Origin of the sequence: Ligilactobacillus equi DSM 15833 = JCM 10991 (genome assembly GCF_000615765.1) — a bacterium.
Classification (GTDB): domain Bacteria; phylum Bacillota; class Bacilli; order Lactobacillales; family Lactobacillaceae; genus Ligilactobacillus; species Ligilactobacillus equi.
In genome coordinates this window covers 41,246-62,021 of the sequence record NZ_BAMI01000004.1, presented here as the reverse complement: position 1 = coordinate 62,021, position 20,776 = coordinate 41,246, and the positions used below count along the sequence as shown (strand labels likewise).

Here is a 20,776-nt window from a genome sequence, read left to right as displayed (position 1 = left end):
CTTAAATTTAAGCCAAAAAAGCCTCGAATCACAAGACTCAAGGCTTAAAATTATTCACTTTGACTTTGCGCACTAGCTTGGCTTTCCGCTTTGGCTTGGGCTTCTGGATTGGTTAAAGCTTGTATCATAGCTAAACCAGACTTGTAGCTCGTGGTTTCTAAAGTGTAAACCACCTTGCCATCATACCATTTGATTTGACTTCCATCATTGTCAAAGCGTAAAACCCCTTTGCCATCAATAGATGGTAAACCATTTTTTGCCACATTAGTAGCTACCTTATTTGCTTTTTTAGTAGTACTATTACCAGCACCAATAACGATACTCTCCCACTTTGCACCAAAATTCCACCGTAAAGTTTGTCCGCCAGCAGCTTTAGTAATTACCGCTGGTTGGTTGTTTTTTAAGTATTGGATTTTGCTACCTAATTTTTTAGTATCAATTGTTTTAAAGCTCACTGCTGCTTTAGCTTTATCGACACTATCGTAAGTTTTCTTAGTTAAAGTAGCATACGTTTTAGCCCCCTTTAACTTATCAGTGTTAAAGTTTTGCATTTCTTTGGACTTGCTATAATAAACTTTAAAATTATTTTGGTCTCCTTCATAGCGTATATTGATTTTTTGCTTTTCGCCTTTAAAACCAACCACTTGAGGGTAGATATCATAACCTAAATTATGACGTAATAGGTAGTTAAACTGGCCCAAACGTTCCCGATTAGTCTTCCCCGAGATTCGAACTTCTCCACTGTAATCAACTGATTCTTGCGCGGCTTCAGTATTAGCATTACTTTCATCGTCAGCTTTAATCACACTCGTCGTCAAAGTTAAAGTGGCTAAAGCGGTAACCGCCATCCCCATCCATTTTTTCATACTCCAAAAAACTCCCTTATTTTTCTTTTTCCACTTTAGTATAGCATTTTTTAAAAAAAAGACCTACGCTTTCACGCAGGTCATAAGAATTATTTAACACTCATCGCAGCTTGACTGGCTTGAGCTAGGCTATCAGCTGTCACATGGTAAACTTTGCTACCTTCTTGCCAAGATAATTTAGCACCATTCGCCATGTAATCTACTACCCCAAGACTAGTTTGAGGCTTAGTTACATTAGCAACAGCTTGAATTTTTTCAGCTACATTAGCGTCGCTACCATCAACCACACTGGTGTGCACATTAGCATACCAGTTGCCAGTTTGCCAACTGTAGTAACGTTGGCCTGCTCCGGCATCAACACTGACTGTTTGACCAGCAATATTTTCTACAGGCAGACCAGTCGTATCAATCACATTAGCCTGAAGATTAGCTTGAGCTTCACTGGCACTACCGTAAGTCGTCACACTCAAAGAAACCAAAGGTACAAAATTAGGATCTGCATTTAATTCTGTAGCAACACTGCCTAAGCCGTAAGTCACAGAGTAATCATTGCGGTCACCATTGATACTTGCATTTAAGATGCGGCCACTTGGTACGTCTATATTACGAATCAAAGGTATATCGCCATAAATTTGACTAATAGCTAAATTATTTTGACTCAAACGATCCTGAGCTAGCGTTTCAGCTGGCTTAGGTGCTTGTACCTGACTACTTACAGCTGGTCCTTGAGCAACACTACTTGAAGAAGCTGTCTTAGCATTCGTATTAGTGTTTACCTGACTTGAGCTTATCTGACTGGAATTTGCCTGACTTGAACTTACTTGACTAGAAACTTGATTGCTAGTTTCTTTAGATTTTTCCTTTTGACTACTGTTCTTACTTACTTTGGAGCTCGAACTCTTTTTTACTTCGCTAATTGTAAATTCGGAACTTTGCTTGTCCGTAGTCACTTTATTAGCAACCATTGTTCCGGCTGCTAAGGTGGCTAAAATTCCACCAGTTACAGCAATTTTTTCCCAAAGTCTCATGATAATCACCCCTTAAGGTCAACTTTAACTCCATCACTTTATTGGAGTGGTGTTAATTGTCCATTTTCAACGGTGTAAGTAGCAATCACTGGATCAACAGCAGAATCAACATTCATTCCAGCTGCTGCCATCTTAGTGTGATTTTCTCTTACTTGAATTAAGTTACCATCCTGGGTAACTAATAACATTTCTTCACTGATACCGCTTTCTTTCGTAGTTTGGCTAAGTGCTTGGTCCACATAGCTGTCTTCACTCTTAGCTTGCGGAGCCACTGGAGCAGACATCGCCACTGAAGAAGTAGTTTCTTGTGAAACGGCTGAAGCAGCTTGAGAAGTTGCTTGACTAGAAGCCACTGGCGCTTGCACCTGTGCATTAGCTACGCTAGTGTTACTTTGAGGGCTTACTACTTGACTAGAACTAGCTGGGCTCTCAACGCGACTTACGGCACTTGAATTTTGATTACTTTGCACTTTAACTTCAGCATCTTTAATACTTTCCTTAGCACTGCTCTTCTTAGCTAATCTGTGACTACTACTTGAGCTTACCACCAGGCTACTTGGAGTAGCTTGCATGTCACTACTTTGGTGATGGCTTTCAAGACTTGCAGTTGCCCCAGCGCCTAAAACCAACATCCCTGCTACCGTTGCACCAATCTTTGTCCATAGTCTCATAATAAATCCCTCCTAAAAATTTATTTTTTCAATCACTTACGGTTGTTATCAACCTTTCCACACTTTAATATTACAATATTGTAACAAAAAAATCAAGTTGCTATTTCTTAAGATTTAATTTTAAAAAAATTTATCTGTGCACACGCTTACTTTATTGTTTTATAAGGAGTTTATTTTTATATAAAAATATTACAAATATTACAATAACTAATTTATACTACTGTGTAATTTGTGTTAAGAGCCTAAATTTTATTCAAAGAACAGATTTCCCCGTTACAAACTTATTAAGAAAGTTTTTGCTAAAAAAAGACCGCTTAGATACTAAAAATTACCACTTAGCATTTGAGACTTTTCTTTTTAAAACTAATTAGATACTATTAATCATGTGGGGAGGGAAGAGCAATGAAAAAAGTTAGCATTCAAATAGACCAAGAGTTAACTGAAGATGAAATCCTTGTTAGAATAAACGATGCTAAACTAGACTTTGATGCCTTGCAAAAGGTGATTAAAAAAGAACTACAAAGGCAAACTAAAGGACAAAAATTGCGTTTCCTCCAAGGTGAACGTCAGATATTCCCGAAAATTTCTGAAATTATCTTTTTCCAGACTCAAGAAGGAAAAGTCCACGCTCATAGTACAACCGAAGAAGCAGAAGTTAACTTGAAACTATATGAGCTCGAAGAAATATTGCCAGAAAATTTCCTACGTATTTCCAAGTCAGGAATTGTTAACGTTGATAAAATTTATGCCTTATCGCGAAGTTTAACTGGAAATTTACTAGAGTTTCGTCATAGTCAAAAAAGCATCTATGTTTCACGCCGGTATTTACGCATGTTAGAAGAATTGATGGAAAAGAGGTTTTAATCTATGAAAAACAAAAATATTATTGGTGGAATTGGCTTCATTTTAATTGCTTTAGCTCTCTTATTAGGAGATATTAACCTTTTTCCTAATTTAAAACTCAATTTGTGGGAACTATTAGCTAGTCTGCTATTAGTTATGGGACTCTTAGCTAGAGAATATTGGGTTGGTATTAGTGGTTTAGCTTGGTTGGGTTATTTAATACAAAAAGACTATCATTTTTATGAAATTACACCAACTACTATCTTCGTTGTCATTATGTTATTAGGAATTGGTTTTAGCATGATTTTTCGAAATACCGAAAGTTCATTCAAATTCAGCAAAGAAAAGGTAAAAATGAGTCATCACGGTCGTTCTGAAGATTATGCCAACTTATTTTCTTCGACAACTCACTATCTTGATGACCAAATCAATGATCTCGACATTGCCAATTTCTTCGGAACTTCTAAATACTATTTTGATACCCAAACACGTGACCAAGCCATTACTGTCGATTGCGTTAATCTTTTTGGAACTACCTTATTTTATGTTCCTGAAAATTGGAATATTCGTGGTAATATGATTTCAATTTTTGGTTCAGATAATGTTATTGCTAACGAACCAGCTACTAAGAATGGACCAATCCTCCAAATCAACGGTGCTAATTTTTTTGGCTCTGTTCGAGTAATTCTATTAACTGAACACTAAGAAAAAAAGATACCTGAAAAAATTTTATAAATCAAAAAGTCTTGAGAAATTATGTTCTAAAAGCATTGATTTCTTAAGGCTTTTACTATTATTATTTTCCCACCCCTTTTTGCACATTTATGATTTGTGATTAACATACGGTGCAAAATGAAAAGAAGATGACCAATGCCATCTTCTTCACTCTAATCATTAATGTGTGCTTGTAAGAAGGTATACAGCATTCCTTCTTCTAGACTTTGGGTTTCAATTCCAAGCACTTGTGCAATTTGATAAGCGTAAGCCAAAGCTGTCGCCGGGCCTCTACTAGTTATCACCTTTTGTTTTTGATCCACAATCACTAATTGATCATCATGGAAACGTGCTTCTTTGACTTGATTAGCCACTTCTTGATCAATTTCAGGATAAGCTGTGTAGTCCGTATCATCCAACAAACCATTTTTCGCTAAGGCTTTGGGACCGGCACACATCGCCGCATTCCATTTTCCAGCTTGGTGACGTTGCTTTAATAAATCACCTAATAGTTCACTATCGCGTAGGTAATCCGCCCCAGGCAACCCCCCAGGTAAAACAACCATATCGTAATCTAAGAGACTCGCATCTAAAAGTCTATCTGCTTTAAATTTAATTTGGTGACTCCCTGTTATTTCTTGACCGCTTAGTCCTACAATATCAACCTCTTGACCCAATCGACGCAAAACATCTACTGGGGTCAATGCTTCGATTTCTTCACAACCATTTGCACATACGACTGCGATTTTCTTTGCCATTCTAAAACCTTCTTTCTTTTTTTCTATTATACAATGATTTACCGAAAAAAAAGCAAAAAGCCTGCTTCAAACTGAAACAGACTTCTTTAAATCTAGAATGTTACCCGCTTAAAACCAAGTTTCTGCTTGAGGTAGTAACGAACCCCGAAACCAATAATAGCTAAAATGGTGTAAGCAATCGGACTTAAAGTACGGTTAAATTCTGTTGGAACTAACATGACTAAGTAGTAAGCCACTAACCACACGATAATCAAAGCTCCGGTGGCCCCAAACATCTTCAACCACTTGTGCTTAGATGCTGCCATCTTTTCTGGTGATAAAGCCGTGTAGAAGTAAGCCAAACCAGTCCCGGCCACTACGGAAGTTACCAATAACGTTAACCAACCATTAGCTTGAGTATTGATACTCTTTTGGTCGAAGAAACCTAACAGAGCGTACATTACACAGAATAAAATCAACATAATCAAACCATTATCTAGTGCTGTCATCCAGAATGGTTGGGGCTTGTTGGCTTCAGCTTTAGCGGGAGCTTCTACTAATTCTTTGACTTTTTCAGTCACGGGTCCGTAAAGCTTATTGGCTACGACCCCGTTTTTTTGTTTTTCTTTTAGTTCAGCCGTCATTTCTGCCACAATTTCTGCTTGACGTTCACTAGGCAAATCCGTCTTAGCCAAAGCTTTTTGGAAGTGGAACATGTAGTCGGCATTCTTGTTAGTTAATTCACTGGTTTTAGCTTGCTTTTGAACAGTATATTGAGCCACTTCTTCTTTGCGAACTTCAGCTTGTTTTTGACCGGCAGCTTCATTTCTTGGTTTCTTATCTTCCATCACAATCGCTCCTATACGTTAAATCTAAATTCAATAATGTCACCATCTTGAACTTCATAGTCCTTACCTTCAAGACGTAAGCGTCCGGCTTCACGCACGGCTTGGATGCTACCATATTTATCCAAATCATCAAAGGACATGGTTTCGGCCCGGATGAAACCACGTTCGAAATCAGAGTGGATAACCCCCGCAACTTGTGGGGCCTTCATACCTTGCTTAAAAGTCCAAGCTCGCGTTTCTTTACCACCAGCCGTGAAGAAAGTTGCTAAACCTAATAACTTGTAAGAAGCCCGGATCAAGCGGTCTAAACCTGACTCTTCTACACCCAAGTCTTCCAAGAAGAATTGGCGTTCTTCATCATCTAATTCGGCAATTTCTTCTTCTGTCCGTGCAGAAATGGCTAAAGCTTGAGCACCTTCACTTTCAGCAAATTGCTTTACTTCCTGGTAGTACTTACTTTGTTCTGGGTTAGCCATATCGTCTTCGGAAATATTAGCTACATATAAAACTGGTTTGGAAGTTAATAAGAATAAACCTTTAACAATCTTAGTTTCTTCCGGAGTAAATTCAATAGAGCGAACCGATTTACCAGCTTCTAGAACGGGCTTAATTTTTTCCAATACATTAAATTCAGCAACTGCAGCCTTATCCTTAGTCCGCGCCACCTTCTTAACCCGTTCGTAACGCTTGTTTACCGAGTCTAAGTCGGCCAAGATTAATTCCAAGTTGATGGTATCAATATCTTCTAAAGGCGCCACCTTGTTAGCCACGTGGGTAATATTTTCATCATCAAAGGACCGTACCACGTGTACAATTGCATCTACTTGACGAATATTTTCCAGGAACTTGTTTCCTAAACCTTCCCCCTTGCTTGCACCCTTCACAATTCCAGCAATATCCGTAAATTCAAAAGTGGTGTGAACTAATTTTTTAGCCGGGATTAATTCATCAATCCGTGCTAACCGCTTATCAGGAACTTCTACCATCCTACATTTGGTTCAATAGTCGCAAAGGGGTAATTAGCCATTTCGGCCCCTGCCTTGGTAATTGCGTTAAATAATGTTGATTTACCTACGTTAGGTAAGCCAACAATTCCAGCTGTTAATGCCATAATCTTCTTCCTTTTCTTTGTTTAATTTTCTGCTTTTTCAAGTACTTTCTTAATCCGCTTATTAAAATCCCGCCGGGGCATCATCAAAATACGGTCACAACCAGTACACTTAATCTTGATATCCATCCCCATCCGAATAATTTGCCAGCGATTGGTCCCACAAGGGTGAGGCTTCTTAGTTTCAATAATATCATGTAAATCGTAATCCATCTTGCTTACCTTCCTTCCAATAATTCTAATAAACGATTAAAATCAGCGACTGAAGCATAACTAATTTCTATTTTACCACCCTTTTTTTGTGGTATTAGTTTAACTTTCGTCCCTAATTTTTCTTCTAAAATCCGTACCGCCTCTGCTTGATAAGAATCAGTCTTTGAATTTGATTGTGCTTTTGTCTTTTTGACATCTGGTGGCATTTTAACTACTTGGTCAATTTGCTTAACAGTCAACCCACGATTGACAATTTCTTGGGCCAAGTGATCAATTTTTTGAGCATCACTAACCTTTAATAAAGTTCGCGCCTGTGCATAAGATAACTTACCCTCATGCAAAAGTCGCTTGGTTTTAGACGGTAACCCCAAAAGTCGTAAGTAGTTGGCAATATAGGGCCGAGATTTCCCTAATTTTTGCGCCAATTGCTCTTGGGTTAAATTCAAACGCTCAATTAATTCTTGATAGGACTGGGCTTCTTCTAAAGGACTAAGGTTTTCGCGTTGTAAATTTTCCAAGATAGCGACTTCCATCATCTCTTGATCATCCATAGAGCGAATAATGGCCGGAATAGTCGTTTTACCCGCTAATTCACTAGCTCGTAACCTTCTTTCCCCAGCAATTAATTCATAACCAAAAATTTGGGACTTGCGCACTAAAATAGGTTGAAAAACCCCATTTTGGGCAATAGACTGAGCTAATTCCTCCAATGCTTCAGAACTAAAAACTTTGCGGGGTTGATAAGGGTTAGGACGGATATCTTCAAGTGCCAGTTTATGGACTTCTTCGGACATAGTCAACTCCCCCTCATTCACTTGCTAACTTCACCTAAAGGTTGCTTAGCCGGCGTACCAGCCTTGCGTGGGTACTTCTTAGGAGTAACAGCGACCTTGTCAATGACCACGATATGCCTTTCATCCCCCGTTTCAGGTAAGGTTGATTCAAAGTCGGCACTGACCTTCCCTCCTAAGGTTTTAATAGCCACTTGGGCATTATCCATTTCTTCTTGGGTCTTTTGGGCCTTTAAAGCAATGAAACGACCATTAGGCTTGACTAAAGGCAAGCACAATTCACTTAAAACAGACATCCGCGCCACGGCCCGCGCCGTTACGACATCGAAACTTTCCCGGAATTCAGATCGCTTACCGGCGAATTCTTCAGCACGAGCGTGATAGAAAGTCACCCCATCCAAACCTAACTTAGCTGCTAATTCCTTTAAGAAATTAATCCGCTTGTTCAAAGAGTCCACAATCGTAACTTCTAAATTGGGATAAGCAATTTTCATAGGAATAGAAGGAAAGCCCGCACCAGCGCCCACATCACACAAAGTTAATTTTTCTGTCTGTAAATCTTTAATTGTTAAGGCCGGTAATAAAGAGTCGTAGAAGTGTTTTAGGTATACATCGTTTTCAGCAGTAATTGCCGTTAAGTTTAAATTTTTGTTGGTTTCGACTAAAAACTCAAAATATTGGGCAAATTGCTCCATTTGGTGGTCGCTCAGCTCCAAACCTTGAGCAGCTAAAACCTGACGAAACTGTTCTGGTGTCATTTTTTATCCTCGATTATCATTCATTTTCAACATTTTCTCTGCCATAGCAGATTTTTACAATCATTTATAGTTTACGGGAAATAGCCGGGAATTACAAGGCCAGCAACTCTATCATACTTAGGTTTTTCCTTGATTTTTACCACAAAAATGCTACAATAAAAGTGAAGATAAGGAAAACGTTTCCTTATCCTATAATCTCCCCTAAAGTCACTTCCACAAAAAGAGCCGGGCGGACCGGCTCTTTTCATATTACAATAAAAAAAACAAAATAGAAAGTAAAGACAATGCTCAAAGTTCACACAATTACCGACTCAAATTTTTTACCAACCATTGAAACTTATCTGAATTTAAATTACGGGAATTCCCCTGACCAAATCCTCCATTTACAGACTCTGACCACTAACCAGAAAAAACATCAGCCTTTCATTCTCCTCGTGCGGAGCTGTAACCAAGAAGCTTGGCCTTTCGATGCTTTTAACTCTTTGGTACAAGCTGGCTATGCTTTAGCTTATTTAGAAGTCAGTGAACATGATTTACAAGCTAACTACAAGATTAAAACCGCTACCCGCTGGCTACTGTTACACGCCTACCAGTACGGTTTAGATCCCTTCCGTTATCTTTTAGTGGGACTTGATTTCCAAGCTAATTCAGCCGTCTTAATGGCTCTTTTAAGCACTAATCACCAAGTCTTTAGTCAAGAAGACGTGCGGGTCAGTCCCCTCCATTATCGTGGCGGAGCCTTCTTTGGTGGCTGGGATGATCTTCAAGGTACCAAACTTTTTGAAAATCTCGATATCCGCAAGGTTCCTGACTTGTTTTTGGTTCAGAAATCAAGCGCTTATCCCAAAGACACGACTAACTTACTAGCACAAAAGACTGATGTTACTGTCTACCAACTTGATGAAATTTGTGCATCGCAAGTCGCTTTAACACCTTATCTCATATCCAAATTCAAAGCTTTTTGCCAAAGTGCTTTTAAGAAAAAATAATAATTAGACTAGAGCTCGGGGGTACCCCTCGAGCTTTTTCGCACAAAAAAACACCACATGTGCACCATAGTGGGCCCATGTGGAGCAATTCTTTATTCAATTAATTGAACTTAATCTTAGGTCAGATTCCCACTCGAGTTAGAATCCTTTACGGCCTAAAATCGAGCTCCACGTGGTTGACACCAAGTGGACCTAATTATTTAGCTTGGTCAGCTGCATCGCGTTCCTTCAAGAAATCAAGCACTGCTTTGTGTTGTGCACGACGCTTCTTAACGTTACTTGAGTTAACTGGGCGACGGTCGTTACCGACACCAACGTGTGTGTTTTGTGACATTGTTATGCCTCCCTTCTATTTAATCCATGCATTTATTAATTTTATACAAAAACTGCAATTTTTTCAAGACTTTTCAGTAAATTTCTTAGCTGAGGGTCAGAATTATTTTCACAACCATTATAGCCACAATCCAGCGGATAATGATAATCCCCAGAATAAACCATAAAAAAGTACCCCCTCACAAACGGAGCGGATACTTTCGGTTTCATTCTTCTTTATTCAACGGTCACACTCTTAGCCAGATTACGAGGCTTATCCACATCATAACCGCGTTGTTTACTTGTGTAGTAAGCTAATAATTGACCTGAAACCACAGAAACAAGTGGCGTCAATAATGGGTGTACTTCTGGCAAGACAATTTGATCCTTATCAGTAGCTAAACCTTCAGCTGCAATGCTGATGACGTTAGCTCCACGAGCCACCACTTCTTGCACATTAGAGCGGGTATGAGCTGCTGTCTTAGGATCTGTGATAATCGCAATCACAGGAGTTCCTTTTTCAATCAAGGCAATCGTACCGTGCTTTAATTCACCAGATGCGAAACCTTCTGTTTGCACATAAGAAACTTCCTTCAGTTTTAAGGCTGCTTCTAAAGCAACATCATAGTCGATTCCTCGACCAATGTAAAAGGCGTTACGAGTTGTGCCTAAAACATCAGCAGCTAGTTTTTCTACTTGACCCTTTTCATCAACTAAAGCTTGCATCCCATTAGCAACCTTGGTCAATTCACCTGTCAAGTCAAAGTTCTTTGCTACTTCTAAGTCCTTATCTTGACCCATGGCTTTAGCTAAGATTGCTTCAACTGCAATTTGACCTGTGTAGGCTTTAGTTGAAGCCACAGCAATTTCAGGACCAGCATGTAAGAGTAAGGTGTAGGAAGCTTCCCGTGAAAGGGTAGAGTTTGGTACGTTCGTAATGGTCAAGCTTGGGTAGCCTAACTTGTTAACATTTACCAATACTTCACGACTGTCGGCCGTTTCCCCACTTTGCGTTAAGAAGATAAAGAATGGCTTTGCAGACAACAATGGCATATTGTAAGCAAATTCAGAAGCTACGTGCACTTCAGTTGGCACACCGGCTATCTTTTCGAAAAGTTCCTTACCTACTAAACCAGCATGGTAAGAAGTCCCAGCCGCCACAATGTAGAGACGGTCAGCGGCGTTGATGGCATCACGTAAATCCTGGTCAATTAAAATGTTACCAGCTTCATCGAAGTACTTTTGTTCCAAAGTCCGCATAACCGCAGGTTGTTCGTCAATTTCTTTTAGCATGTAAAATTCGTAAGCACCTTTTTCAGCGGCAGAAGCATCCGTGTCTACATGGAATGGGGCACGTTCAACCTTGTTACCTTCAGCATCTTCGATATCAACTGAAGCTGGCGTAATAGTTACGACTTCACCATCAGCGATTTCCAAGAAGTCGTGGGTTACATTTAACATGGCCATCGCATCAGAACATACCACGTTAAAATCTTTACCAACCCAATTAAAAGTGGACTCTTGCGCTTAGCCACGTATAAAGTGTGGTCCTTAGCTTGACTATCCATTAATAAGAAGGCATAGGAAGATGAAGTGTCGACTAAAGATAATACCTTCTTAAAGGCAGCCTTGGCGTCCATCCCTTCCTTAGCGAAGTGAGCGATTAATTGTACAATAACTTCGGTATCAGTTTCTGACTTGAAGTTCACATCAGCTAAGTATTCAGCCTTCAATTGCGCAAAGTTACCAATCACACCATTGTGAACCAAGTAAAAACGACCATCTTCAGAAACGTGAGGGTGAGCGTTATCACGACTTGGTACCCCATGAGTCGCCCAACGAGTGTGCCCAATCCCTGTTGAACCATGCACATCATCACCAACTTCTTGGCGTAAATCAGCAATCCGACCTTTTTCTTTTACTAAGTAGTTTTGACCATCCTCAGCAGAGACGAAGATTCCGGCTGAGTCATAACCACGATATTCTAATTTTTCTAAGCCGTGTAATAAGATTTCCGTCGCATCTTGGCGACCAGTTACCCCAACAATTCCACACATAATGTTGTCCATCCTTTTTTCTTAAGTTTTTGTTTCATTTTCAAAATTGGTCTATTAAATCTTATCGAATCAAAATCCGATAACAACGCTAATATACACCCCTAAATATACCATGTCAAGTAACTTCATTTAAAATTGGTCTATATCTATTTTTAAAAATTAAGTCCAAGCACAAAAAATTGTGAGTGCCCTCTTTTTACGAGAACTACTCACCATTTTAGCTATTTAGAATAGATCGATTAATAGTTGACGAATCTCAGTCAAACGTGGTTGCCGTGGGTTAGCTGGGGTACATTGATCATTGTAAACCAAGTCCACTAACTTATCCAAAGCACCATCGAAGTCTGCCTTTGATACCCCATTTTCAGAAAGCTTAGTTTGCACATCTAAAGCTTCCATTAAGGATTGGATCTTCTTGCACAACGCATCTACTAATTCCGCGTCGTTCTTTCCTGTTAAACCTAGGGCACGAGCAATGTCGGCGTAGTCCTTTTGAGCCCGGTAAACTTCGTAACGTGGGAAAACCGAACGCTTAACTTGTCCATCAACCCCATTAAAGCGGATAACAGGTTGCATTGAAATTGAGATTGCCAAACCATGTGGTAGGCCGAATTCCCCACCTAACTTGTGAGCTACGGAGTGGTTAATTCCTAAGAAAGCATTGGCAAAAGCATCCCACCTAAAGTAGCAGCATAGTGCATGTTTTCGCGAGCTTGTTCCCCTTCTAAAGTAGGGTTTTGTGGGTCATACTTATAGGATGCTTCCAAGTTTTCAAAGACTAACTTGATTGCTTGTAAAGACCATGGACGAGTTAAATCAGATGCCATCACTGAAACATAAGATTCTAAAGCGTGAGATAAAGTATCTAAACCAGAAAGCGCAACAGTTCGCTTAGGTACAGTCATCACAAATTCAGGATCAACAATAGCTACTTGTGGTGTTAATTCGTAGTCAGTCAATGGGTACTTCACATGAGTCTTATCATCAGTAATTACGGCATATGGTGTCACTTCAGATCCTGTCCCAGAAGTGGTTGGAATTGCAAAGAGACGTGTCTGAGTTGCGTGGTGGAACTTCACAATCCGCTTTCTAATATCAATGAATTTTTGTTGCAAGCGGGTAAAGAGTTCACTTACTTCTTCATATGAATCCAAGAAGCCTTCTGCTTGATCAAGAGAATATTCGTAGATATAACGCGCAATCTTAGCCGCATCGAGAGCAGAACCCCCACCTAAAGCAATTACGGTATCTGGTTTAAATTGCTTCATTTGTTGTGCAATTTCAATTGATTGACCTAAAGTTGGGTCAGGACGTACTGTACCATAAACGGAAGTTACAACTTTATTTTCCCGTAGCGCCAATTGAGCAGTCACAGTGTCGACAAAACCAAATTGAACCATTCCAGGATCAGCAACAATTAAAGCACGGTTAATATCTTCAGTTTCATCTTGCAAGTAAGTAATCGCATTCTTTTCGTAGTAAATTTTTTCTGGCAAACGTACCCATTGTGGGCGGTTACGCCGCTTGGCAACTGTTTTCACGTTCATCAAATCCTCCGTTGATAGGTTGTGTGACAAGGAGTTCTTGCCCCATGAACCAGTTCCTAAAGTCAAACTAGCTTTCAAAGCATCAGTGTAAATATCACCAATCCCCCCGATGGAGTCTGGTTGGTTTACTAAGACCCGCGCCGCTTTAACTTTATCACCAAATTCACTGATAAATGGATCAACTTGAGAACCAATTTGAATAGCAGCATTGTGACCGGCACCTTGGTAAGCTAGCAAGGCAGACACAATCTTAATTCCATCTTGACGATCCTTTGCTTTATAAACTGACAAGAGCGGAGACAACTTTTCAGAAGATAACTTTTCACCAATATTTTTAGGGTCTAATTCAAATAATAAAACATCTTTCCCGGCTGGTAATTCGACACCAGCATGTTGGCAAATCCAACTAGCAGACATCCCGGCTACCGGGCCATTAACGCCATGCTTATCATTGAAGACAAAATCAGCTAATTTTTGGTAATCAGCTTTTGGTACTAAGTAAGCACCTTTCGCTTGCATTTTAGCTAACCATTCATCGTAGATTGGCGCTTCAACCACTGCAGAGTTTTCAGTTGCACAAATCATCCCATTGTCAAAACGCTTGGATAATAAGAGGTCTTCAACCGCACGGTCAAGGTAAGCGGTGTGATCCACATAGACGGCCCCATTACCGGCTCCAACCCCCATAGATGGATTCCCAGACTTCAAGGCCGCATTTACCATGCCAGGACCACCAGTCGCTAAAATTGCAGCAATCTTAGGATTTTGAATCAAGGCGCTAGTATTTTCAAGCGATGGCTTATCAATCCATTGAATAATATTTTCTGGTGCCCCGGCCTTAATTGCTGCATCATATAAAATTTGTGCAGCATGCGCAGAACACTTAGTAGCCTTAGGGTGGAAGGAGAAGACAATCGCATTACGAGCCTTTAAGGCTACCAAAATTTTAAACATCGTGGTTGAAGTTGGGTTCGTTGTTGGCACAATCCCTGCCAAAACCCCTAAAGGTGCCGCAATTTTTACTTGGCCATTAACTTTATCCTCACCAATAATTCCCACAGTCTTTTGGTCTTTAATTAGGTTGTAGATATTTTCAGTCGCAAAACGGTTCTTAGTATCTTTATCTTCCACAACTCCACGGCCTGTTTCATCAACGGCTTCGTGAGCTAATTCCAAAGCTGCTTCCGAACCAGCTAGGGCCATAGCTGCAACAATTTTATCAACTTGTTCTTGTGAAAAAGTTGCAAAAGTTTCTTCAGCCACCAATGCTTTATCAACCAATTGACCTGTGTAGGCTTGTGCTTGTTCTTGTGCTGTTAATTCAGTGTTCTTGCTTTCTTCTTTAACCATCAGGGTTTCCTCCTAAAATTATTACCAAACAGAGATTTACTTTCTTGAAACTCACTTGTGATTTTCTTCACTTATGATAATAAGCCCCTTTTTCAAAAAAATCAACCTCTTTTTGTGAAAAAAGTTCAATGAAATTTAAGAAGATTTATATATGTGAATGTTATTCAGTTCAAAAGTACCCTTCCCAGAATGATGTTTCCGTTTACAAAAAATATTATTTTTGTGATTTTATTCACCAAATTTTTCCGTCATTTTCTGTTATTTAATCGCTTTCTTGGTATAATATTAGTGAATAAGAAAGGAGCTTTTAGCTATGGTTTTGTTAACCCAAAGACAACAAGAAATTTTACACGCTATTATGACAGCTACCAACGGTATTGGCTCACATGATTTAGAAAAGTTAACCGATATCAGTCGACGGACCCTTTATCGTGAATTGGCGGATTTAAAATTTTTCTTACAAAACCAAGGCCTTAGCCTGGAAAATAAACACCGCCACTATCAAATTACTGGTGACCCAACTTCCTTGACTAAATTACAAGCTCAATTACAATCCACTACCAAGCCAACCATCACTAGCAGTCAACGGCATAATGCTATCGGAGCAATTTTACTACAAAGGGACGAACCGTTAAAAATTGCCAGTATCGCCCTCGAACTGCAAATTAGCGAAGGTTCCGTGCAACGTACTTTAGATGAGGTTGAAAAGCAATTAGCTAATTATGAATTAACCTTAATTCGTAAAAAAGGGTACGGTATTCAAGTTCAAGGCGATGAAAGCCAAAAGCGACTTTTGCTTTGCGGAATCTTGCTTTCGGAAATCAATGAATACACGTTTATGAAGTATCTAGATTCTAACCAAACAACTAGTGATAACTTCTTTTTAAGTTTATTAGATAAAAATTTACTTCTCCTCTGCCGACACGCACTAAAACCTATCCTTGATTCCGTAGCCCTTAATTCAGACCAACAAATGATTCAACTCATCATTTTATTTAGTTTAGCCATTTCTTGCGGGGGGCGCGGTCATCATCTCAAGGCACAACCTGCCGATAACCATGTTCTCGCCTACCAAGCCAAAGTTGCGGAAATTGTTAAGACTTTACCTGCTAAATACCAGGCTAACATCACCTTCCAAGACATTATTTTCTTGGCCCAACAAATCCAGGCCACAGATTATATTCCTTTGCAATTCAGTCTGGATCGTGATCAATCTTTTACTATTACCGTTCAAGTGCAAAGTTTTATCCGAGAAGTTTCGGAAAGGTTTGGACGTGACTTTCAAAATAGCCCTAGTTTTTTGCGACGTTTGACCAAACATATCTTCAATATTAGCCAGAAGAATATCCAACAACTCCCCAACGCTAATATCGAAACCTTAACGGCACTTGAAACTGACTACCCGAAACTTTTCTCTGCCATTCAATTTGCCTGGCAGAAACATTTTGGACAAATCCAGCTTTCACAACCTGAATTTCAGCTCCTACTCCTATATTTTGCTAATGAATTTCAACGCTTGAACCAAAATAGTCTCAGTGCCCTGGTCATTTGTGAAAATGGTATTAGTGCGTCAGCCATGCTCATAAGTCAATTAGAAAAAGAATTTGGTGAATTTAAAAAGATTACCCCCCTAAGGGTTTCAAATCTAGCTACGACTAACCTAGATGAGTATGATATTATTCTCTCGACCCTTAAATTACCAGGTTTTAAGCACGAATATCTCTTGGTTAGCCCTTTGATTACTCGCCAAGAAAGACAAATGATTCGCTCGGCTCTGGCAGAGTTACAACCGCAAAAAAAAGCCGAGATTACTCCTATTGTGCAACACACCGCTTTTGAACTTCTTGCTAAAGAAACCAATTTCTTCGACCGAGCCAAGGATCTCTTAGCTTTGACTAGCTTGAGTCAGCTCAACAACCAGGATCTCGATTTAAAAGCTAGCATTGCCTTAATTAGCCAACAAATTCCTACACTTATTACGACTCAAGTAGATGAGATTGGACAGGCCCTCTTTAAGCGTAGTCAATTGGCGCCAATTGCCCTTCCTAATTCTCGGATTGCTCTACTGCACACCAGTAATCCTCACATTAGACACTGTTATTTCAGTATCTTTGATCTTAAAGAACCTCTCACCATGATAACCATGGACCAAGAATCAACTCAGGTCAGTCGTTTCCTATTAATGCTAGGTCCCACCGACATGGATGAAAATCAAAGTAAACTTATGTCCTTAATTTCTAGTAACATTATTCTTAACCAAGATAATTTACGTCTTTTTGAACAGGGGAACCTTCATGAAATTCAAGACAATTTAGCTCAAAGGTTCATTGAATACTCGCAAAAAATTATTAAAGATCACCAAAGCTAGGATTTTATCCTAGTTTTTTTATTTTGGCACAATTTACTGTGCCAAAGTGCCATTTTCATTTTATTGTAACCGTTTAATGAATGCGCTAACATATACTTGTAGATAATAAAAGGAGGAAAAAGACGATGGATAACACAAAGTCAAAATCTTCATTTAAAGCGAAGATTCAAAAGCTTGGTACTAACCTTTCTAGTATGGTTATGCCAAACATCGCAGCGATTATCGCCTGGGGGTTAATCACTGCCTTATTCATGAAGAGCGGCTGGATACCTGTTGCGAAAATTGCCGAATTAATCACCCCTATGCTTAATTACCTATTGCCATTATTAATTGCCTACTGCGGGGGCCGGTTAGTCTACGAAGAACGTGGGGCCGTTGTCGGGGCCATTGCTGTGATGGGGGTTATTGTCGGAGCCGACATTCCAATGTTCTTAGGAGCTATGATTATGGGACCTCTTGGTGGTTGGTGTATGAAGAAATTCGACCAACTCTTCCAAGAAAAGATTCGTTCCGGTTTCGAAATGATTTACAACAATTTCTCCGCCGGAATTATTGGGATGTTACTAGCCATCTTAGGAACTTACATCGTTAACCCATTGGTTACCGCCGGAAGTAACTTCATGGCTAAAGGGGTTGACTGGATTATCTCCATTCACATGTTACCTTTAGCTAATATCTTCATCGAACCAGCCAAGATTTTATTCTTGAACAATGCTATTGGGAACGGGATTTTAGTTCCTTTAGGGGTACAACAAGCTGCCACTGCTGGCAAGTCTGTTTTATTCTTACTCGAATCTAACCCTGGTCCTGGTTTAGGGATTTTATTAGCTTACATGTTCTTTGGTAAAGGTTCATCCAAGGCTTCTGCTCCTGGGGCAGCCATTATCCAATTCTTCGGTGGGATTCACGAAATTTACTTCCCATACGTTTTGATGAAACCAGCCTTGATCTTAGCTGCCATTGCTGGTGGGGTCAGTGGAACTTTCACCTTCCAATTATTAGGTGGTGGTCTTAAAGCTGCTGCTTCACCTGGTTCTATCATTGCTATTCTTTTGATGACCGCCAAAGGTGCTTACTTTGGTGTTATCGCTGGGGTTTTAGTTGCAGCTGTAGTTTCTTTTGCAATCGCTGCTATTATTTTGAAAGCCGATAAGTCTGAAGACGACGACTCTTTCGCTGAAAAGCAAGCCCAAATGCAAGAAATGAAAGCTGAATCTAAAGGTCAAAGCGTTATGTCAGCTCAAGCAGCCCAAACTTCCGTAGAAAGCTACCGTGATGTTAAAAAGATTATTTTCGCTTGCGACGCTGGGATGGGATCTTCTGCAATGGGGGCTTCTCTCTTACGCGATAAAGTTAAAAAGGCCGGCATTGAAAATATATCTGTCACAAATACAGCCGTTAACAAATTGCAAGACGAACAAGGCCTTTTAGTCATTACTCAAGAAGAATTAGCTGAACGGGCTGCTGAACGGACGCCAAGTGCTATGCACGTTGCCGTCGATAACTTCTTATCTAGTCCACGTTATGATGAAATTGTGGCTAACTTGAAGGCCTTAACTCAAATTGATAGTCAATCAGCTACTGAAGAACAACCAAAGAACCAAAATTCAACTGACAATGTTGATAATATCGATGTAAGTAAAGTTAAAGAAGTAACTTATGTTCGTCACGACCAACACGTCGGAACAGCTACCATGGCCGTTGCTTCACTACAAGCTTTAATGCATAAAGCACAAAAAACTACCAAAGTTACCGCCACTGCTATTGACGATATCCAAGACGATGCTAGTTACTTAGTTGTGGCCACACCAGAAGCTGCTAAGAACTTGCGTTTACGCTACACTAATTTACAAGTCTTAGTCGTTGACAATTTATTAACTTCTGACCAATACCCAGCTTTGGTTGACAAATTAAACTAGGAAAGCGGTGAAATGAAATGGAATTACAAAAAGATATGATTACGTTAAATGCCCAAGCAGCCACTAAAACCCAAGCTATTCGCATGGCTGGTCAGCTCTTAGTTGATGCTGGTTGCGTGGAACCTGAGTACATTGACTCCATGATTGCCCGCAATTCCGACGTTTCCACTTACATGGGGAACTTTGTCGCTATTCCTCACGGTACCGATGAAGGAAAAAAGTTTATCAAAAAAACCGGAATTTCTATTGTCCAAGTTCCAATGGGGGTGGACTTTAGCGCTGACGACTCCGATGAAGCTAGTGTGGTAACGGTAGTCTTTGGTATCGCTGGTTTGAACAATGAACACTTGAGCATTCTCTCCCAAATTGCCCTTTTCTGTAGTGATATTAATAATGTGGCAAAATTGGCTGATGCCCAATCAGAAGAAGAAATTATTAACTTATTGAAAGAGGTTGAATAAACATGAGAAAAGCAGTTCACTTTGGTGCAGGTAACATTGGTCGTGGTTTTATTGGAGAAACCCTAGCCGCAAATGACTTTGCAATCGACTTTGTTGATGTTAATGAAACAATCATCGATGCATTAAATCAACGCGGTGAATACACAATTGAATTAGCTGCCGATGGCCAAGAAAAAATTCATGTTGCTAATGTTGACGGAATTAACAATGGCAAGGACCCTGAAAAGGTCGCCCAAGCTATCAAAGATACTGACTTAGTAACAACTGCTATCGGTCCTAAAATTTTACAATTCATTGCCCCATTAATCGCAGATGGTATCAAGTTGCGTCAAGCTGCAGGTAAAACTCAAACGCTTGATGTAATTGCCTGCGAAAACATGATTGGTGGTAGTCAACACCTTAAAGAAGAAGTTTACAAGCACTTGGAAGGTGAAGCTAAAGACTTTGCTGATCAATACATCGGTTTCCCTAACGCAGCTGTTGACCGTATCGTACCTTTACAAAAACATGATGACCCCCTCTTTGTTTCCGTGGAACCATTCAAAGAATGGGTTGTTGATGAAAGTCAAATGGCTAATCCAGACCTTAAATTAGAAGGCGTACACTACGCTAGCGACTTGGAACCATTCATTGAACGTAAACTTTTCTCAGTTAACACTGGACACGCTACCGTCGCTTACACGGGTCAAACTTTAGGTTACAAGACTATTGACGAAGCTATTCAAGACGAAAAAGTGCTTAACCAATTAAAGCGGGTCTTAAAGGAAACAGGTGACTTGTTAATCGCTAAGTGGGGCTTTGACCGAGCAGAACACGAAGCTTACCAAGCTAAGATTATTTCTCGTTTCCAAAACGCCTACATCTCCGATGACATCGCTCGCGTTGGTCGGACACCAATTCGGAAATTAGGTTACAACGAACGCTTCATTCGTCCTATTCGTGAAGCTAAGGGTCTAGGCCTTTCCTACCAAGCCTTACTCGAAACAGTTGGGATGATTTTCAAATTCGACCAACCAGAAGACGAAGAAAGTCAAAAGCTTCAAGCCATGCTCAAGGAACAACCTCTAGCTGATGTGGTTAAAGAAGTTACCGGCTTAACCTTAGTTGATGAAATTACAAAAGTTGTTAAATAATTTCTCTAAGGCGCCTTACGGGGCGTCTTTTTGTGTGCTTACTATCTAAGCTTGTTGTCATAG

17 protein-coding genes and 3 pseudogenes are annotated in these 20,776 nt (G+C 39.9%); 7 read left to right on the top strand and 13 right to left on the bottom strand.

What is annotated here, in order from left to right; genetic code table 11:
* Positions 1–50: 50 nt before the first annotated feature.
* The 3 genes from JCM10991_RS02080 to JCM10991_RS02070 form a co-directional block, all read right to left on the bottom strand.
* Positions 51–866, bottom strand: a complete 816-nt coding sequence (locus JCM10991_RS02080; protein WP_025020420.1) for a hypothetical protein — start codon at positions 864–866, stop codon at positions 51–53.
* Positions 867–955: 89 nt separating this feature from the next.
* Entirely contained in the window at positions 956–1,894 is a 939-nt protein-coding gene (locus JCM10991_RS02075) for a hypothetical protein (protein WP_025020419.1), read from the bottom strand.
* A gap of 38 nt (positions 1,895–1,932) precedes the next feature.
* Positions 1,933–2,565, bottom strand: a complete 633-nt coding sequence (locus JCM10991_RS02070) for a hypothetical protein (RefSeq protein ID WP_025020418.1) — start codon at positions 2,563–2,565, stop codon at positions 1,933–1,935.
* 402 nt (positions 2,566–2,967) lie between these two features.
* Here JCM10991_RS02070 and JCM10991_RS02065 point away from each other — a divergent pair, with 402 nt between their 5' ends.
* On the top strand, positions 2,968–3,429 hold the full coding sequence (locus tag JCM10991_RS02065; RefSeq protein ID WP_025020417.1) for a LytTR family DNA-binding domain-containing protein: 462 nt from the start codon (positions 2,968–2,970) through the stop codon (positions 3,427–3,429).
* A 3-nt stretch (positions 3,430–3,432) separates the two neighbouring features.
* Positions 3,433–4,113, top strand: a complete 681-nt coding sequence (locus tag JCM10991_RS02060; protein WP_023860380.1) for a LiaF transmembrane domain-containing protein — start codon at positions 3,433–3,435, stop codon at positions 4,111–4,113.
* Positions 4,114–4,295: 182 nt separating this feature from the next.
* Here the strand turns inward: JCM10991_RS02060 and JCM10991_RS02055 are convergent, their stop codons facing one another.
* The 6 genes and pseudogenes from JCM10991_RS02055 to rsmG form a co-directional block, all read right to left on the bottom strand.
* Positions 4,296–4,880, bottom strand: coding sequence for a DJ-1 family glyoxalase III (locus JCM10991_RS02055; protein ID WP_025020416.1), 585 nt, complete (start codon positions 4,878–4,880; stop codon positions 4,296–4,298).
* Between the two features lie 92 nt (positions 4,881–4,972).
* Positions 4,973–5,707 (bottom strand): DUF1129 family protein, encoded by a 735-nt coding sequence (locus tag JCM10991_RS02050; protein WP_023860378.1) that lies wholly within the window; start codon positions 5,705–5,707, stop codon positions 4,973–4,975.
* An 11-nt stretch (positions 5,708–5,718) separates the two neighbouring features.
* A pseudogene (gene ychF, locus JCM10991_RS12205) lies at positions 5,719–6,818 on the bottom strand (redox-regulated ATPase YchF).
* Positions 6,819–6,839: 21 nt separating this feature from the next.
* On the bottom strand, positions 6,840–7,028 hold the full coding sequence (locus tag JCM10991_RS02040; protein WP_025020414.1) for a DUF951 domain-containing protein: 189 nt from the start codon (positions 7,026–7,028) through the stop codon (positions 6,840–6,842).
* A gap of 5 nt (positions 7,029–7,033) precedes the next feature.
* Entirely contained in the window at positions 7,034–7,822 is a 789-nt protein-coding gene (locus JCM10991_RS02035) for a ParB/RepB/Spo0J family partition protein (protein ID WP_025020413.1), read from the bottom strand.
* 17 nt (positions 7,823–7,839) lie between these two features.
* Complete coding sequence (rsmG, locus tag JCM10991_RS02030) at positions 7,840–8,577, bottom strand: 16S rRNA (guanine(527)-N(7))-methyltransferase RsmG (protein ID WP_023860374.1); 738 nt, start codon at positions 8,575–8,577, stop codon at positions 7,840–7,842.
* Positions 8,578–8,861: 284 nt separating this feature from the next.
* Here rsmG and JCM10991_RS14280 point away from each other — a divergent pair, with 284 nt between their 5' ends.
* Positions 8,862–9,566: a hypothetical protein gene (locus JCM10991_RS14280; RefSeq protein WP_023860373.1), complete on the top strand. Its 705-nt coding sequence runs from the start codon at positions 8,862–8,864 to the stop codon at positions 9,564–9,566.
* A 196-nt stretch (positions 9,567–9,762) separates the two neighbouring features.
* On the opposite strand, the gene JCM10991_RS15545 is transcribed toward JCM10991_RS14280, so the two are convergent.
* The 4 genes and pseudogenes from JCM10991_RS15545 to adhE form a co-directional block, all read right to left on the bottom strand.
* Positions 9,763–9,900 (bottom strand): hypothetical protein, encoded by a 138-nt coding sequence (locus JCM10991_RS15545; RefSeq protein ID WP_164478243.1) that lies wholly within the window; start codon positions 9,898–9,900, stop codon positions 9,763–9,765.
* A 41-nt stretch (positions 9,901–9,941) separates the two neighbouring features.
* The gene (locus JCM10991_RS16010) at positions 9,942–10,064 is read right to left on the bottom strand and encodes a hypothetical protein (protein WP_263640275.1); all 123 of its coding nucleotides are present in this window, start codon (positions 10,062–10,064) and stop codon (positions 9,942–9,944) included.
* A gap of 51 nt (positions 10,065–10,115) precedes the next feature.
* Positions 10,116–11,935: pseudogene (gene glmS / locus JCM10991_RS12195) on the bottom strand (glutamine--fructose-6-phosphate transaminase (isomerizing)).
* A gap of 225 nt (positions 11,936–12,160) precedes the next feature.
* Positions 12,161–14,832 (bottom strand): annotated as a pseudogene (adhE, locus tag JCM10991_RS12190) (bifunctional acetaldehyde-CoA/alcohol dehydrogenase).
* A 313-nt stretch (positions 14,833–15,145) separates the two neighbouring features.
* On the opposite strand from adhE, the gene JCM10991_RS02005 reads away from it, so the two are divergent.
* The 4 genes from JCM10991_RS02005 (at position 15,146) to JCM10991_RS01990 (ending at position 20,713) form a co-directional block, all read left to right on the top strand.
* Positions 15,146–17,200, top strand: coding sequence for a BglG family transcription antiterminator (locus JCM10991_RS02005; RefSeq protein ID WP_025020412.1), 2,055 nt, complete (start codon positions 15,146–15,148; stop codon positions 17,198–17,200).
* A 125-nt stretch (positions 17,201–17,325) separates the two neighbouring features.
* Positions 17,326–19,119, top strand: a complete 1,794-nt coding sequence (locus JCM10991_RS02000; protein WP_023860369.1) for a PTS mannitol transporter subunit IICBA — start codon at positions 17,326–17,328, stop codon at positions 19,117–19,119.
* A gap of 17 nt (positions 19,120–19,136) precedes the next feature.
* Entirely contained in the window at positions 19,137–19,580 is a 444-nt protein-coding gene (locus JCM10991_RS01995; protein WP_023860368.1) for a PTS mannitol transporter subunit IIA, read from the top strand.
* 2 nt (positions 19,581–19,582) lie between these two features.
* Positions 19,583–20,713, top strand: coding sequence for a mannitol-1-phosphate 5-dehydrogenase (locus tag JCM10991_RS01990; protein WP_025020411.1), 1,131 nt, complete (start codon positions 19,583–19,585; stop codon positions 20,711–20,713).
* The last annotated feature ends 63 nt before the right edge of the window (positions 20,714–20,776 follow it).

Excerpts from the sequence above, each read along its gene's own strand:
- JCM10991_RS16010 (WP_263640275.1), bottom strand. The coding sequence starts at position 10,064 with ATGGTTTATTCTGGGGATTATCATTATCCGCTGGATTGTGGCTATAAT.
- JCM10991_RS02075 (WP_025020419.1), bottom strand. The coding sequence starts at position 1,894 with ATGAGACTTTGGGAAAAAATTGCTGTAACTGGTGGAATTTTAGCCACC.
- JCM10991_RS02005 (WP_025020412.1), top strand. The coding sequence starts at position 15,146 with ATGGTTTTGTTAACCCAAAGACAACAAGAAATTTTACACGCTATTATG.
- JCM10991_RS01990 (WP_025020411.1), top strand. The coding sequence starts at position 19,583 with ATGAGAAAAGCAGTTCACTTTGGTGCAGGTAACATTGGTCGTGGTTTT.
- JCM10991_RS02060 (WP_023860380.1), top strand. The coding sequence starts at position 3,433 with ATGAAAAACAAAAATATTATTGGTGGAATTGGCTTCATTTTAATTGCT.
- JCM10991_RS02050 (WP_023860378.1), bottom strand. The coding sequence starts at position 5,707 with ATGGAAGATAAGAAACCAAGAAATGAAGCTGCCGGTCAAAAACAAGCT.
- rsmG (WP_023860374.1), bottom strand. The coding sequence starts at position 8,577 with ATGACACCAGAACAGTTTCGTCAGGTTTTAGCTGCTCAAGGTTTGGAG.
- JCM10991_RS02035 (WP_025020413.1), bottom strand. The coding sequence starts at position 7,822 with ATGTCCGAAGAAGTCCATAAACTGGCACTTGAAGATATCCGTCCTAAC.
- JCM10991_RS14280 (WP_023860373.1), top strand. The coding sequence starts at position 8,862 with ATGCTCAAAGTTCACACAATTACCGACTCAAATTTTTTACCAACCATT.
- JCM10991_RS02065 (WP_025020417.1), top strand. The coding sequence starts at position 2,968 with ATGAAAAAAGTTAGCATTCAAATAGACCAAGAGTTAACTGAAGATGAA.
- JCM10991_RS01995 (WP_023860368.1), top strand. The coding sequence starts at position 19,137 with ATGGAATTACAAAAAGATATGATTACGTTAAATGCCCAAGCAGCCACT.
- JCM10991_RS02000 (WP_023860369.1), top strand. The coding sequence starts at position 17,326 with ATGGATAACACAAAGTCAAAATCTTCATTTAAAGCGAAGATTCAAAAG.
- JCM10991_RS02055 (WP_025020416.1), bottom strand. The coding sequence starts at position 4,880 with ATGGCAAAGAAAATCGCAGTCGTATGTGCAAATGGTTGTGAAGAAATC.
- JCM10991_RS15545 (WP_164478243.1), bottom strand. The coding sequence starts at position 9,900 with ATGTCACAAAACACACACGTTGGTGTCGGTAACGACCGTCGCCCAGTT.
- JCM10991_RS02070 (WP_025020418.1), bottom strand. The coding sequence starts at position 2,565 with ATGAGACTATGGACAAAGATTGGTGCAACGGTAGCAGGGATGTTGGTT.
- JCM10991_RS02080 (WP_025020420.1), bottom strand. The coding sequence starts at position 866 with ATGAAAAAATGGATGGGGATGGCGGTTACCGCTTTAGCCACTTTAACT.
- JCM10991_RS02040 (WP_025020414.1), bottom strand. The coding sequence starts at position 7,028 with ATGGATTACGATTTACATGATATTATTGAAACTAAGAAGCCTCACCCT.